The organism is Pseudomonas sp. LjRoot277 (assembly GCF_964253845.1).
Taxonomy (GTDB): Bacteria; Pseudomonadota; Gammaproteobacteria; order Pseudomonadales; family Pseudomonadaceae; genus Aquipseudomonas.
The window spans coordinates 6586007-6600430 of the sequence record NZ_CAXURI020000001.1 but is presented as its reverse complement, the minus strand read 5'-3'; the positions used below and the strand labels follow the sequence as shown (position 1 = coordinate 6600430).

At 60.3% G+C, this 14424-nt stretch carries 11 protein-coding genes; 4 read left to right on the top strand and 7 right to left on the bottom strand.

What is annotated here, in order from left to right; all coding sequences use genetic code 11:
* Positions 1-53: 53 nt before the first annotated feature.
* From ACSQ87_RS30505 to ACSQ87_RS30495, 3 genes are read left to right on the top strand one after another with little or no spacing between them, the layout of a single operon-like run.
* The gene (locus ACSQ87_RS30505) at positions 54-1157 is read left to right on the top strand and encodes an efflux RND transporter periplasmic adaptor subunit (RefSeq protein ID WP_436275021.1); all 1104 of its coding nucleotides are present in this window, start codon (positions 54-56) and stop codon (positions 1155-1157) included.
* Positions 1154-2221: an efflux RND transporter periplasmic adaptor subunit gene (locus ACSQ87_RS30500; protein ID WP_150656853.1), complete on the top strand. Its 1068-nt coding sequence runs from the start codon at positions 1154-1156 to the stop codon at positions 2219-2221. The genes ACSQ87_RS30505 and ACSQ87_RS30500 overlap by 4 nt, the downstream gene beginning before the upstream one ends.
* Positions 2218-5292, top strand: a complete 3075-nt coding sequence (locus ACSQ87_RS30495; RefSeq protein WP_436275020.1) for an efflux RND transporter permease subunit — start codon at positions 2218-2220, stop codon at positions 5290-5292. Before ACSQ87_RS30500 ends, ACSQ87_RS30495 begins: the two co-directional genes overlap by 4 nt.
* A gap of 185 nt (positions 5293-5477) precedes the next feature.
* Here ACSQ87_RS30495 and ACSQ87_RS30490 read toward each other — a convergent pair whose 3' ends face one another.
* The 7 genes from ACSQ87_RS30490 to ACSQ87_RS30460 all read right to left on the bottom strand — a co-directional run bounded on the left by ACSQ87_RS30490 (position 5478) and on the right by ACSQ87_RS30460 (position 12727).
* A complete protein-coding gene (locus ACSQ87_RS30490) occupies positions 5478-6104 on the bottom strand; it encodes a class I SAM-dependent methyltransferase (RefSeq protein WP_436275019.1) in 627 nt (208 codons plus the stop codon).
* Between the two features lie 52 nt (positions 6105-6156).
* On the bottom strand, positions 6157-6801 hold the full coding sequence (locus ACSQ87_RS30485; RefSeq protein WP_436275018.1) for a methionine ABC transporter permease: 645 nt from the start codon (positions 6799-6801) through the stop codon (positions 6157-6159).
* Positions 6791-7912: a methionine ABC transporter ATP-binding protein gene (locus tag ACSQ87_RS30480; RefSeq protein WP_436275017.1), complete on the bottom strand. Its 1122-nt coding sequence runs from the start codon at positions 7910-7912 to the stop codon at positions 6791-6793. The genes ACSQ87_RS30485 and ACSQ87_RS30480 overlap by 11 nt, the downstream gene beginning before the upstream one ends.
* Before the next feature lie 2 nt (positions 7913-7914).
* Positions 7915-8724, bottom strand: a complete 810-nt coding sequence (locus tag ACSQ87_RS30475; RefSeq protein WP_223432451.1) for a MetQ/NlpA family ABC transporter substrate-binding protein — start codon at positions 8722-8724, stop codon at positions 7915-7917.
* Between the two features lie 174 nt (positions 8725-8898).
* Entirely contained in the window at positions 8899-10257 is a 1359-nt protein-coding gene (locus ACSQ87_RS30470; protein ID WP_436275016.1) for an LLM class flavin-dependent oxidoreductase, read from the bottom strand.
* Complete coding sequence (locus ACSQ87_RS30465) at positions 10257-11462, bottom strand: SfnB family sulfur acquisition oxidoreductase (protein ID WP_436275015.1); 1206 nt, start codon at positions 11460-11462, stop codon at positions 10257-10259. Before ACSQ87_RS30465 ends, ACSQ87_RS30470 begins: the two co-directional genes overlap by 1 nt.
* Before the next feature lie 23 nt (positions 11463-11485).
* Complete coding sequence (locus tag ACSQ87_RS30460) at positions 11486-12727, bottom strand: SfnB family sulfur acquisition oxidoreductase (RefSeq protein WP_223432454.1); 1242 nt, start codon at positions 12725-12727, stop codon at positions 11486-11488.
* 302 nt (positions 12728-13029) lie between these two features.
* Here ACSQ87_RS30460 and ACSQ87_RS30455 point away from each other — a divergent pair, with 302 nt between their 5' ends.
* Complete coding sequence (locus ACSQ87_RS30455; RefSeq protein ID WP_436273574.1) at positions 13030-14130, top strand: IS110 family transposase; 1101 nt, start codon at positions 13030-13032, stop codon at positions 14128-14130.
* Positions 14131-14424: the final 294 nt, after the last annotated feature.

Sequence of the window (14424 nt, the reverse complement as noted above, 5' to 3'; positions counted from 1 at the left end):
AAGCTCACAGTCGTATCGCCATTGGCACGAACGTACAACGCAAAGGAGTCTGCATGGTGGGTCCCGGATTGAAAACAGTGGTTGGCCTGAGCCTCCTTGTCCTGCTGAGCGCCTGCGGCGAGAAAAAACCGGTCGAGAAGGACCGCCCTCGGGTGTTCGTGCAAGAGGTCAAATCGGCGGATTACGCGGCGACGGTGACCCTGACCGGTGATGTTCAGGCGCGGGTCCAGACCGACCTGTCGTTCCGCGTTGCCGGCAAGATCATCCAGCGTACAGTCGATGTCGGTGATCGGGTTTCGGCCAAACAGGTTTTGGCAAAACTCGATCCCAAGGACCTGCAAACCAGCGTCGACTCGGCCCAGGCGCAGGTTGTTGCCGAACAGGCCCGAGTCAAACAGACCGCTGCCGCGTTTGTTCGCCAGCAAAAACTCCTGCCCAAGGGCTACACCAGCCAGAGCGAATTCGATTCCGCCCAAGCCGCCTTGCGCAGCAGCCAAAGCGCCCTGACGGCGGCCCAGGCGCAACTGGCCAACGCCCGTGAACAACTGGGTTACACCGCGTTGGTTGCCGACGCGCCGGGAGTGATTACCGCGCGTCAGGCCGAGGTCGGCCAAGTGGTGCAGGCCACCGTGCCGATTTTCAGCCTGGCGCGCGATGGCGAGCGCGACGCGGTGTTCAACGTCTACGAATCGCTGCTGACAGAGCCGCCAGAAGGCAAAACAGTGGTCGTCAGCCTCCTCGACAAACCTGAGATCAAAACCACCGGTACCGTTCGGGAAATCACCCCGGCCGTCTCCGCGCAGACCGGCACGGTGCAGGTCAAAGTCACTCTCAACGGACTACCGGAAGGCATGCAGCTCGGTTCGGTGGTGAGTGCCACGGCCAAGACGCCAGGCAAGTCGGCGGTCGAATTGCCCTGGTCGGCACTGACAAAAAATCTCAGCGACCCGGCCGTATGGCTGGTGGACGACGAGGGCAAGGCACAGCTGCACACCGTCACTGTCGGTCGCTACCTGACCGGCAAAGTGATCATCAGCGCCGGCCTGAAGGGTGGCGAAAAAGTCGTCATTGCCGGCGCCCAGTTGCTGCACCCCGGCGTGAAGGTGGAAATCGCCGAAAACACCTATAAGGATTTAGCCGAAGGAGCCCAGCCATGAAGCGTCTGTTACTGGTTTGCGCCGGTGTGATGCTGGTGGCCTGCTCGAAAAAAGAACCGCCGCCGGAGCCAGTGCGTCCGGTGCTGTCCATCAAGGTCCAGTCCCTGGACGAAGAAAGCCTGGGCCGCTTCGCCGGCAGCATCCAGGCCCGTTATGAAAGCAATGTCGGCTTCCGGGTGCCGGGACGCATCGCCAGCCGTAATGTCGATGTCGGTGCCGAAGTCGATAAGGGCGCGCTGCTCGCTACACTCGACCCCACCGATCAGCAGAATCAGTTGCGTTCCGCTCAGGGTGATCTGGCCAACGTCCAGGCGCAACTCATCAACGCTCAGGCCAATGCCCGGCGTCAGCAAGAGTTGTTCGATCGTGGCGTGGGCGCCCAGGCGCAACTCGACGTCGCACAGACCGACCTCAAAACCACCCAGGCCTCCCTCGATCAAGCGAAGGCTGCGGTCGATCAGGCCAAGGACCAGCTCAACTACGTCGAACTGCGCGCCGACCACAAGGCCATCGTCACCGCGTGGAACGCCGAAGCCGGGCAAGTCGTCTCTGCCGGCCAGCAAGTGGTGACCCTGGCGCAACCGGACATCAAGGAAGCGGTGATCGACCTGCCGGACACGCTGGTCGACCAGTTGCCGGAAGACGTGGTGTTTCAAGTTGCCGTCCAGCTCGCCCCGAGCATCACTACCACTGCCATCGTTCGCGAGATCGAACCCCAGGCTGAAAGTGCGACCCGCACCCGCCGCGCCCGCCTGAGCCTGACCGATACGCCGCCGGGGTTTCGCCTGGGCACGGCGATCAGCGTGACCCTCAGCTCTGCGATCAAACCGCGTATCGAACTGCCCCTGACCGCGCTCCAGGAGGTCGATGGCAAACCGCGGATCTGGGTCATCGATCCGCAGACCCAAACCGTTTCCCCGCGAGACGTCAGCCTGATCAGCCGCACTGACTCAACGATGGTCCTGGCCAACGGTGTGAAGTCCGGCGAGCGAGTGGTCAGTGCCGGCGTGAACAGCCTGAAACCGGGGCAAAAAGTAAAAATCGATGAGGACAGCCCGCAATGAAAGGGAGTTTCAACTTATCCGAATGGGCCCTCAAGCATCAGTCGTTTGTCTGGTATTTGATGTTCGTCGCGCTGCTGATGGGCGTGTTCTCGTACCTGAACCTCGGCCGCGAGGAGGATCCGTCGTTCACCATCAAAACCATGGTGATCCAGACCCGCTGGCCGGGCGCGACTCAGGAAGAAACCCTCAAGCAGGTCACTGACCGGATCGAGAAAAAACTCGAAGAACTCGACTCCCTCGACTACGTGAAAAGCTACACCCGCCCCGGCGAGTCGACGGTCTTCGTTAACTTGCGCGATACCACCAGCGCCAAGGACATTCCGGAAATCTGGTACCAGGTGCGCAAGAAGATCAACGACATTCGCGGCGACTTCCCCCAAGGCCTGCAAGGGCCGGGATTCAACGATGAGTTCGGTGACGTGTTCGGCTCGGTGTACGCCTTTACCGCCGACGGTTTATCGATGCGCCAATTGCGCGATTACGTCGAGCAAGTCCGCGCCGAGATCCGCGAAGTGCCGGGGCTGGGCAAGGTCGAGATGGTCGGTGAGCAGGACGAAGTCCTCTACCTGAACTTCTCCACTCGCAAACTGGCGGCGCTGGGCATCGATCAGCGTCAGGTGGTGCAGAGCCTGCAATCGCAGAACGCGGTGACGCCGGCCGGTGTGATCGAGGCCGGTCCCGAGCGGATTTCCGTGCGCACGTCCGGACAGTTTGCCTCCGAGAAGGACCTGGAAAACGTAAACCTGCGACTCAACGATCGCTTCTACCGCTTGGCTGACGTCGCCGAAATCAGCCGTGGCTACGTTGACCCGGCGACGCCGGAATTCCGCTTTAACGGCCATCCTGCCATCGGCCTCGCCATTGCGATGAAGAAGGGCGGCAACATTCAGGCGTTCGGCAACGCGCTGCACCAGCGCATGAATGACCTGACCGCCGACCTGCCGGTGGGCGTCGGCGTGCACAACGTTTCCGACCAGGCCGAAGTGGTGGAAAAAGCCGTCGGCGGCTTCACCAGCGCATTGTTTGAAGCGGTGGTGATCGTGCTGATCGTCAGCTTCGTCAGCCTCGGCGTGCGCGCCGGGCTGGTGGTGGCGTGTTCGATCCCGCTGGTGCTGGCGATGGTCTTCGTCTTCATGGAATACAGTGGCATCACCATGCAGCGGATTTCCCTCGGCGCGCTGATCATTGCGCTCGGGCTGCTGGTGGACGACGCGATGATCACCGTCGAGATGATGGTCACGCGCCTGGAAATGGGCGAGACCAAGGAGCAAGCGGCCACGTTCGCTTACACCTCGACCGCGTTCCCGATGCTCACCGGTACGTTGGTGACGGTGGCCGGTTTCGTGCCCATCGGCCTGAACGCCAGCTCGGCCGGCGAGTACACCTTCACGCTATTCGCGGTGATCGCGGTGGCCATGATCGTGTCGTGGATTGTCGCGGTGCTGTTCGCCCCGGTGATCGGCGTGCACATCCTCAGCGCCAACGTGAAACCTCACGACGCAGAACCGGGGCGCATCGGTCGGTCGTTCAATTACGGCTTGCTCTGGGCCATGCGCAATCGCTGGTGGGCGATCGGCATCACCGTTGCACTGTTTGTGGCGTCGGTGTTTTCCATGCAGTTTGTGCAGAACCAGTTCTTCCCGTCCTCGGACCGTCCGGAAATCCTCGTCGACTTGAACCTGCCGCAAAACGCCTCGATCGCCGAAACCCGCAAGGCTGTGGACAAGCTCGAAGCGACGCTCAAGGACGATCCGGACATCGTGCGCTGGAGCACTTACATCGGTGAAGGTGCGATCCGTTTCTACCTGCCCCTCGACCAGCAATTGCAGAACCCGTATTACGCGCAACTGGTGATCGTCAGCAAAGGCCTGGAATCGCGTAATGCCCTTAGCCAGCGCTTGCGCGAGCGGCTGCGCAAGGATTTTGTCGGTATCGGCAGCTACGTCCAGGCGCTGGAAATGGGCCCGCCGGTGGGGCGGCCGATTCAGTATCGGGTCAGTGGCAAGGACATCGATCAGGTGCGTAAACACGCCATCGCCCTGGCCACCGAACTGGATAAAAACACTCACATCGGCGAGATCATTTACGACTGGAACGAACCGGGCAAAGTCCTGCGCATTGACATCGCGCAGGACAAGGCGCGGCAATTGGGACTGTCATCGGAAGACGTGGCCAATCTGATGAACAGCATCGTGGTCGGTGCGCCAGTGACACAGGTCGATGACGATATCTACCTGATCAACGTGGTGGGTCGTGCGGAAGACGCTGAACGCGGCACCCCGGAAACCCTGCAGAATTTGCAGATCGTCACGCCGGGCGGCACGTCGATTCCGCTGCTGGCGTTCGCCACCGTTCGCTATGAACTTGAGCAGCCACTGGTCTGGCGCCGCGACCGCAAACCGACCATCACCATCAAGGCGGCGGTGCGCGACGAAATTCAGCCGACCGACCTGGTGAAGCAACTCCAACCCGACATCGATAAATTCGCCGCCAGTTTGCCGGTGGGCTACAAGGTCGCTACCGGTGGCACCGTCGAGGAAAGCGGCAAGGCCCAAGGGCCGATTGCCAAGGTCGTGCCGTTGATGCTGTTTTTGATGGCGACCTTCCTGATGATCCAGTTGCACAGCGTGCAGAAGCTGTTCCTGGTGGCCAGCGTTGCGCCGCTCGGCTTGATCGGCGTGGTGCTGGCGCTGATCCCGACGGGCACGCCGATGGGCTTTGTGGCGATTCTCGGGATTCTGGCGCTGATCGGCATCATCATCCGCAATTCGGTGATTCTGGTGACGCAGATCGATGCCCTGGAGAAGGACGGTCATGCACCGTGGGATGCCGTGGTGCAAGCCACGGAGCATCGTCGCCGGCCGATTCTGTTGACGGCAGCGGCAGCGAGCCTGGGGATGATCCCGATCGCCCGGGAAGTGTTCTGGGGGCCGATGGCCTACGCGATGATTGGCGGGATTATTATTGCGACGTTGCTGACATTGCTGTTTTTGCCGGCGCTGTACGTGGCCTGGTACAAAATCCGCGAACCGAAGAAAGGTGATCGGCTTGAGACCCACCCCTCACCCTAACCCTCCCGAAACGTCGGACCGCCCATAGGGAGAGGGGACTGACCAAGGTGTCTCACGTTATACATCGACCTGAAAAATCGAGTCGAGCTCAGGCATTGAGAACGATGAAGATCTGCCCCCTTTCCCCCTCTCCCCTCTGGGGAGAGGGCTGGGGTGAGGGGTGGATCTTCATGACACACCCAATGTCACCCCTTACGCCAAACACTCGCCAACCAAGGCTGCTGCTCCCGCGGCAGCCCCGCCGGCCGGTAGTAATGCTCCAACTCCACAAACGCCGCCTCCGTCAGCAATTTCTTCCACGTCTCAAGATCGTGGTACGCCCCATAACGCGGCCCATTCCACCCCTCCTGATTCTCGCCACGCGGATTGGAACTGAACAACACCCCGCCCGGCTTCAAAGCTCCGCGCAATTCCTTCAACACCCGAGGCAATTCCTGACGTGGAATATGAAACAGCACCGCATTGGCGAAGATCCCGTCAAAGCGCTCAGCCGGCAAATCCAGCTTCAGAAAATCTTGCTGCCAGACCTCACAACCACTGTCTTCGCGTGCCATCTGTGCAAACTTCTCCGAGCCATCAAGCCCGACAGCGGTGTGGCCCATGCGCGTGAAGGTTTGCAAATCACGACCCGGCCCGCAGCCAAAGTCGAGAATGTCGAACGGTGCCTCCCCCTGAATATGCCGCAGCAGCGCATCAATGTTCTGGCTGACATCATGATCGCGAGTCCCTTCGCGAAAACTTTCAGCCACCGAGTTGTAATGGCCCAGGGTGGTGGAGGTGATCTGCTCGAGGTCGGTGGGGGTCTGTTTCATGGTCGGCTGCGCAGGCAATTGGGATTTGCCGAATATACGCCATGAGCCAGACTCAACGCTTGTTCAATCCCCGAGCCAACCGATCCCCGCCCAACTGAATCACCGCCACCAACACCACCAGCAACACAATCACCGTCAACATGATCTGGCTATCAAACCGCTGATACCCGTACCGGTAGGCGATGTCTCCCAGTCCACCCGCACCGATCGCCCCCGCCATGGCCGATGAGTTGATCATGGTCACCAAGGTGATGGTGAAACCGCCGACAATCCCCGGCAGCGCCTCAGGCAACAACACATGCCAGACGATATGCCAGCGCCGGCAACCCATCGCCTGCGCCGCTTCGATCAACCCGTGATCAACCTCACGCAAACTGACTTCGGCAATGCGCGCAAAGAACGGTGTAGCGGCGATGGTCAGCGGCACCACGGCCGCCCAAACGCCGTACGTGGTGCCGACGATCAACCGGGTAAACGGAATCAGCGCCACCATTAAAATCAGAAACGGAATCGAACGAAACAGGTTCACGAACGCACCCAGCGCACGGTTCGGCGCCGGTGCTTCATAGATTCCGCCTTTGGAACTGGTGACCAGAATCACCGCCAGCGGAATGCCCGCCAGCAGCGCGATCAATGACGACACGCCGACCATCAGGAAGGTGTCGATGAAGCCTTGCAGCAAGCGATCAAACCACATAACCCAGCACCTCCACCTGTTGCGCCCAGTTGCCGGCGCGTTGACGCAAATCCTCTGCGCCGAGGGACGAACCGGTCACCGCCAACAGCAATTGCCCCAGCGCATGGCCCTGAATCCGTTCCACGCCCCCTTGCAGCAAGCGCACGCGACCGCCGAGGGCGCTGAACAACGCGGCCAGGTCGGGCTCATCGCTGGCGCTGCCGGTGAACTGTAAACGCAGCACAACAGCGGCGTCCGAGGACTGTGGATGTGGCTGCAAGCGGCTTCGCAGTTCTTCCGGCAAACCGTGTTGCAACGGCGCCAGCAAGGTTTTGCTGACCTCGTGCTGCGGGTTGCCAAAGACTTCCCAGACCGGGCCTTGCTCGACGATTCGTCCGTGTTCCAGCACCACGACCCGATCACAGATATCGCGGATCACCGCCATCTCATGAGTGATCAGCACGATGGTCAGGCCCAGGCGCTGATTGATCTCGCGCAGCAGGCCGAGGATTGATTGCGTGGTTTCCGGGTCCAGCGCCGAAGTCGCTTCGTCGCACAGCAGAATCGCCGGGTCATGCACCAGTGCCCGAGCGATGCCGACGCGCTGTTTCTGCCCGCCGGAAAGCTGCGCCGGGTAGGCCTTGTGCTTCTCTTGCAGGCCCACCAGTTCCAGCAATTCGCGGACTTTCTGCTCGCGTTTTTCCTTCAGTACGCCGGCGACTTTCAGCGGCAACTCGACGTTCTGCCACACCGTCTTGGCCGACATCAGGTTGAAGTGCTGGAAGATCATGCCTATGCGCCGACGCAGCGCCACCAGGCGGTCTTCATCGAACTCGCCGATGTCGACCTGATCGATCAGCACTCGCCCCGCGCTCGGTTGTTCCAGGCGGTTGATGGTGCGAATCAGCGACGACTTGCCGGCGCCGCTGCGGCCGATGATGCCGAACACTTCACCGCGCTGGATCGCCAGGTCGATGCCGTGCAGCGCCGCCACCGGGCCTTGCTGACCGTTGTAGGTTTTACCCAGGCCGATGAAGCGTACGTGGGCGCGGTTGAGTTGCGGGTGCAGTTCGGTCTGTTCGACTTTGTGGGGCTCTGGAGTTTCCAGTCGCAGTTGGGTGGCTGCCGTCATATTCAGCTTTCCCAACCAGCTTGGTAGAGCTTGCCGTGGGCTTTATCCAGGGCCGCGCGTACGGCCGGCGAATGCTGGTAGATATCGACGAATTTGATCAGGCGCGGGTCGGTTTTGCTTTTCGGCTGGATCACGAACTGGATCACGTATTCCTTGTGATCGAGGCCGTCGAACAGTAGGGCAGAGCTGGCATCGAAGGTCTTCGACAAGCGAATGTAGGCCGGGTAACCCTGAACCAGATCGGCGTCGTCATAGGCGCGTACCAGTTGCACGGCTTCGACCTGAAGGATTTTGATTTTTTTCGGGTTGGCAATGATGTCTTCTTCGGTGGCCTTGTAGCCGACACCCGGTTTGAGGGTGATCAGGCCAGCCTTGGCCAACAGTTGCAAACCACGACCGCTGTTGATCGGGTCGTTGGCAATCGCCACGCTGGCGCCTTCCGGCAGCTCGTCAAAGCTTTTGTATTTCTTCGAGTAGAGGCCGACGTTGTTGATGATTCCCGGCGCGAACGGCACGAGGTCAAAACCGGCGGCGGCCTTGGCGTTTTCCAGGAACGGGACGTGCTGGAAGTAGTTCACGTCGATGTCGCCGGCAGCGAGGCTGACGTTGGGCGCGATCCAGTCGCTGAACTCCACCAGGTCGACTTGCAGGCCTTGTTTCTTGGCTTCTTCGACAGCGGCTTCCAGGGGAATGGCGAAAGCGGCGGTGGTGCCGACCTTCAGTGGCGCGTCGGCGGCGAAGGAGATGGAGCTGAAAAGGCCGAGGGCCAGGGCCAGTGCTTTGACTGGGTGAGTTAAGAGTTTCTTGGTCATGATGGTTATTCCAGTCAATTATTTAATGTGTGCACGCATTGTGGCGAGGGAGCTTGCTCCCGCTGGGCTGCGGAGCAGCCCCAATGCCATTCAGTGAGGTGTGTCAGGTACAACTCGGTTGCAGGTTTGCGCCTGCTTCGCAGCCGAACGGGAGCAAGCTCCCTCGCCACAGGGTTAGCGTCGGAACGCGGAACCGGTGTGTTGCTCAGGCAAATGCGCCTCGCCGTGAAACAGTTTTTCTCGCAGACTGCCGCTGTCGTAAGCGGTCTTGTACGACCCTCGGCGTTGCAACTCCGGGATCACCAAGTCGATGAAATCCACATAGCTTTCCGGTGTGACAATTCGGGTCAGGTTGAAGCCATCCAGACCGGTCTCGGCGATCCACGATTCCAGCTCATCGGCGACTTGCTCAGGCGAACCAACCACCGTGATGTAGCGACCACCCAGCGCGTGTTGCTCGAGTAATTTGCGGCGGGTCCAGTCGTTGTTTTGCAGGTTCTTGGTGGCGGACTGGATCGCGTTGCTCTTCACGTACTGGATCGGTTCGTCGATGGCGTATTCGGAGAAATCGATTCCGGTGGACGCCGAGAAATGCGCCACGCCGGCCTCGGCACTGGCGTAGCTCAAGTACTCGGCGTGCTTGGCCCAGGCAGCCTCTTCGGTTTCGCCGACAATCACGTTCAGCCCCATGAACACCTTGATGTCTTCAGGGTTGCGCCCGGCCTCGACGGCACTGGCGCGCACCTTGTCCACTTGAACCTTGGTCGATGGTTTGTTCTGGCCGCTGATGAACACGCACTCGGCATGTCGTCCGGCGAACAGCAATCCGCGATCCGAACTGCCGGCCTGGAACAGCACGGGTGTACGTTGCGGCGACGGTTCGCAGAGGTGATAACCCTCGACCTGATAGAACTCGCCCTTGTGCTCGACCTTGTGCACTTTCTCGGGCTGCGCGTAGATCCGCTGCTGCGGATCGTTAAGCACCGCGCCGTTTTCCCAACTGCCTTCCCAGAGTTTGTAGAGCACTTGCAGGTATTCGTCGGCCTGGTCGTAACGACGGTCGTGTTCCACCTGTTCGCTCAAACCCATGGCTTTGGCGGCGCTGTCGAGGTAGCCGGTGACGATGTTCCAGCCGACCCGGCCACGACTCAGATGGTCGAGCGTGGACATGCGTCGGGCGAACAGATACGGCGGTTCGTAAGTCAGGTTGGCGGTGAGACCGAAGCCAAGGTTTTTGGTGACCGCGGCCATGGCTGAGACCAGCAGTAGCGGGTCATTGACCGGCAACTGGATGGACTCTTTAAGCGGTACGTCTACCGAGTTTTGGTAGACGTCGTACACGCCGACGATGTCAGCGATGAACAGGCCGTCGAACAGTCCGCGCTCCAGCAATTGCGCCAGTTCGGTCCAGTATTCGATCGTTTTGTATTGGGTTGAAGTGTCCCGTGGATGCGTCCACAGACCATGGTTGATGTGCCCGATGCAGTTCATGTTGAACGCGTTGAGCAGGATCTTCTTTTTGGCATCGGCCATCAGATGGTCCCTCGCAATGGAGGGTTTTCATCGTTGAGGTAGTAATTGCCGACCGCGTGATACTTCCAGCGCACAGGGTCGTGCAGCGTGTGTACCCGAGCGTTGCGCCAGTGACGGTCCAGACCATGTTCGATCAGGGTTGCCTGGCTGCCAGCCAGTTCAAACAGCGTGCTGCCAGCGGCGAGGGAAATCTCGGTGCTGATGGCGCGGGCTTCGGCGACGGCAATCGACGCGGCGGCGACGGTCTCGGCGTTGGTGTCGGCCTGAGCTTTGTCGAGGAATTCGCCGGAGCGTTCCAGCAAGGCTTCAGCGGCGTGCAGGCGAATGCTCAAGTGACCGAAGCTCTTGATGGTCAGCGGGTCCTCGGTGGCTTTGTCGTTGCCGGAATCGATCCACGGCCGGGTCTTGGTGCGCACGAAATGCAGCGCATCCTCATAGGCAGCACGGGCGATACCGGTGTCGATAGCGGCATGAAGAATCTGCGCCAGCGGGCCGACGGTGGTCGGGCGCTCGAACGCACTTTGGAACGGGATCACGTCTTCGGCGGCGACGTAAACATCTTCAAATACCACCGAACCGCTGCCGGTGGTGCGCTGGCCGAAGCCGCTCCAGTCGTCGATCACCGTCAGACCCTTGGCGTTACGAGGGACGAAAGCGAGTTGCTGAACGCCGTTTTCATCCACGACCGACGTCGGAATGCGCTGGGCATAAATCGCCCCAGTGGCGTAGAACTTGCGGCCGTTGATGCGATAGCCGTCACGTTCTCCATGCAGATCAGGGGTCAGGCTGGTGACGCGGTCATGGGCAGTTTTGGTGCCCAGTTCCGCGAGGGCATTGCCGAAGCGTTGACCGGCCAATACTTCTGCGTACAGGCGCTTCTTCTGCTCTTCGCTGCCATTCACACGCAACACTTCGAGCGCGTAGAAGTGGTTCTGCGGGATCTGGCCGAGGGAACCGTCAGCCTGGGCGATCAGCGCGATCACCTTGGCCAGGGTGATGTTGGAAACCCCGGCGCCGCCATATTCTTTTGGCACGCTGATGCCCCATAGACCCGAGCGGGAAAACACTTCCAGTTCCGGGTGTGGCAAACGGCGTTCGCGGTCGCGCAGGGCGCTGTCGCGTTTGAAATCTTCGGCCAGGTCACTGGCGACGATCAAGGCTTGCTCATCGCTGGTTATGACCGCGACGTGGTGAGAAAGAGTCATGTGTTTCTCCAGAGATCTGGTCGTTAAATCCAGGAGTGGCGAGCGGGAAGCGTGCCGTTCAAGTGGTAAGTGCCGACGGCGTGATATTTCCAGCGCACCGGGTCGTGCAGCGTGTGCACGCGGGCGTTGCGCCAGTGACGGTCGAGGTTGAATTCGGCGAGGGTGGCGCGGCTGCCGGCCAGTTCGAAAAGCTTTTCGCTGGCCAGCAGCGAGATCTCGGTGGTCAGGACTTTGGCTTCGGCCACGGCAATCGAAGCGCGGGCGGCAGACTCGGCGGTGAGCGGTGCGGCGTTGACTTGATCGAGCACTTGCCCAGCCTTGCGCAGCAGCGCTTCGGCGGCGTGCAGTTCGATTTTCAGTTTGCCGATGTCGGCGATCACATAGAGGTCGTCGCTGGCCCGTTCGACCTTGGCGTCGATCCATGGCCGAGCACGGGTTTTCACGAACGCGATGGCATCGTCGATGGCGCCCCGGGCGATGCCGGCGTCAATGGCTGCTTGAATCAGCTGCGACACGGCACCCTGAATGTTCGGGCTGTCATTGATCTTCCAGTTGTCCACCACCAGCTCGGCGTCGACCTGCACGTTGTTGAGCAAAATGGTGCCGCTGGCGGTGGTGCGTTGGCCGAAGCCCGACCAGTCATCCACGATGCGCAGGCCAGGAGTGCCGCGACGAACGAAGGCCAGCACTTGCTTGCCGTCGTCGTTCAGCGCCTTGACGGCGACCCAGTGGGCGAACAGGGCACCGGTGGAATAGAACTTCTGCCCGTTGAGGATGAAGCCGTCGCCGTTGGCGGTGATTCGCGCCTTGAGTTCAAGGGTGTTTTTGGTGCCGCGTTCAGGCCCCGCGTTACCGATTCGCCAGCCGTCGAGCACGCTTTTGAACAGCTGCTTTTTTTGCGATTCGGTGGCGCTGCCGAGTACCAGGTTGAGAATGCCGAACTGGTTCTGCGGGATCTGTCCCAGTGCCGGGTCGGCCGCGGAAATGATCGCGAAGACTTCGGCCAAAGTGACGAACGAAACCTGCGGGCCACCGTACTCACGCGGGATGGCAATGCTGCCCAAACCGCTGCGGGTGAATTGTTCGATTTCCGACCACGGCAGCTTGCGCTGCTGGTCGCGTTTGGCCGCTTGCAGGCGGGCGACTTGCGCCAGCTCATGGGCGGCCTTGATGGCTTGTGCGTCGTTGCGCAAGACCTGCGCGGGCAACAACAACGGGGCGATGTCCAGATCACTCTGGACGATTGCATCTGCCAGACTGGACATCAGTGCCGCTCCTTGGCTGCACGCAATGCCCTGGCGATCTGCACTGGGGTGATTGTGTTCCGGACCATACCTACCTCACATCTCATGGAAACGTCGCGATGGTTGCGACGAACGAAAACAAGAATGTCCGGTGGTCCGGTGCATATACCCTAAGCGTGTATAAAAATTAAATAAACTAACTTTTAGGAATATGCATAGAAGGGTCTCACACAACCTTGTAATTGAATGGACTCGCCCAAGCCGAGGCGTCTGTGCGCCACGGTGGCATTCTTATAGAAGCCAACGACAGCGAGGGCGAGGCCATGAAAAAGCATACGACGATCAATCAGTTTTTGTCAGCCGATCTGGCGGCATGCACCACAGTTGCGGTGGATCTTGCCAAAAGAGTCTTTCAGTTGGCCGGGGAGGATGCTCTCGGTCAGGTGTTGTTCGAGAATCGAATCAAGTCACGTGAGGCCTTTCAGGCATTTCTTCATAAGCTTTCAGCGAGCGTGACGGTGTTGGTGGAAACCGGGCCAGGCGCTCAGGCATGGGCACGATTGCTGCAGACGCAGGGTAATCCGGTCCGCATCCTGCCGGCCCAACATGTGGCCAATCATCGCAGCGGTCCGAAAAATGATCGCAACGATGCATTGGCTATCTTGCGCGCAGGCCGCGATTGCAAGATCTCAGCCGTACCGCTCAAGAGTGCGGCGGCGCTGGCGATGCAGGCTCTGCACAGGGCCCGGCAGGGATATGTACGGCGACGCACTGCGGTCGGCAATCAGATGCGCGGTTTACTGCTGGAACATGGTGTGGCTATGGCGCAGGGTGAAATGGCTATCAGCCAACTCGTGCCTCGGATAGTGGAAGATGCCACCCAGCCGTTACCCGATTTGCTGCGCGAACTCATCGCCGAATTGCTGGGTGAATGGGGTCAACTGGGCGAACGCATCAACGTGCTGACCGGTCGGCTGGAAGCGGCAGCGAAGGAGGATGAGACGGCGAAGCGGCTGATGACGGTGCGCGGCGTTGGCCCGATCATCGCCACGGCGCTGCTGGCCAAGCAGACCGAGCCTAAACGCTTTGCCAACGCGCGCTTGTTCGCCGCCTACTTCGGTTTGGTGCCCAGCCAGCACAGCAGCGGGGAGAAGGTCCGGTTGGGCAAGATGAGCAAGCAGGGCGATGCTTACTTGCGCAGTCTGACGATCCAGGGTGCCCACGCCGTTTTAAAACAGCTACGACCCGATTCACAGCAGCCGGATGACCAACGTCTCCAGCGTTGGATATCCCGCCTGGGTCGCAAGGAGGCAGCCGTGCGATTGGCCAACCGCAACCTGCGCATCCTCTGGGTGCTACTGCAAAACGACCAGACTTATCGTCGCCAGCCAGGCACTGGCCAGGAGGCGGCGATGAGTCACTGATAACAGAGTTCTGCCACCGGGGCGTTAAGCGCTCCAACCCATGCTGAAGAACATTGACCCAGGTCAGACCGTCGCGGATTGATGCCTAAGCTGCTACTGGCCCTTGAGGCCTTACTGTAATCGGCATACCACGAGCTTACCCAATGTTGGCCAGAAGCCGTTGAAGGCTTCCTCGAACAGGCCTCATACATAGATGCAACCGGGTAGCAGTGTTCAAAAAGCAGGTTGAACGTGGGGGCGAGTCCATACATAGCAGCTGGCGAAGCCTGCGTCCGGCTGCGCAGCAGTCGTGAA

Coding starts and splice junctions, on each gene's coding strand:
- ACSQ87_RS30505 (WP_436275021.1), top strand. CDS start 54: ATGGTGGGTCCCGGATTGAAAACAGTGGTTGGCCTGAGCCTCCTTGTC.
- ACSQ87_RS30500 (WP_150656853.1), top strand. CDS start 1,154: ATGAAGCGTCTGTTACTGGTTTGCGCCGGTGTGATGCTGGTGGCCTGC.
- ACSQ87_RS30495 (WP_436275020.1), top strand. CDS start 2,218: ATGAAAGGGAGTTTCAACTTATCCGAATGGGCCCTCAAGCATCAGTCG.
- ACSQ87_RS30490 (WP_436275019.1), bottom strand. CDS start 6,104: ATGAAACAGACCCCCACCGACCTCGAGCAGATCACCTCCACCACCCTG.
- ACSQ87_RS30485 (WP_436275018.1), bottom strand. CDS start 6,801: ATGTGGTTTGATCGCTTGCTGCAAGGCTTCATCGACACCTTCCTGATG.
- ACSQ87_RS30480 (WP_436275017.1), bottom strand. CDS start 7,912: ATGACGGCAGCCACCCAACTGCGACTGGAAACTCCAGAGCCCCACAAA.
- ACSQ87_RS30475 (WP_223432451.1), bottom strand. CDS start 8,724: ATGACCAAGAAACTCTTAACTCACCCAGTCAAAGCACTGGCCCTGGCC.
- ACSQ87_RS30470 (WP_436275016.1), bottom strand. CDS start 10,257: ATGGCCGATGCCAAAAAGAAGATCCTGCTCAACGCGTTCAACATGAAC.
- ACSQ87_RS30465 (WP_436275015.1), bottom strand. CDS start 11,462: ATGACTCTTTCTCACCACGTCGCGGTCATAACCAGCGATGAGCAAGCC.
- ACSQ87_RS30460 (WP_223432454.1), bottom strand. CDS start 12,727: ATGTCCAGTCTGGCAGATGCAATCGTCCAGAGTGATCTGGACATCGCC.
- ACSQ87_RS30455 (WP_436273574.1), top strand. CDS start 13,030: ATGAAAAAGCATACGACGATCAATCAGTTTTTGTCAGCCGATCTGGCG.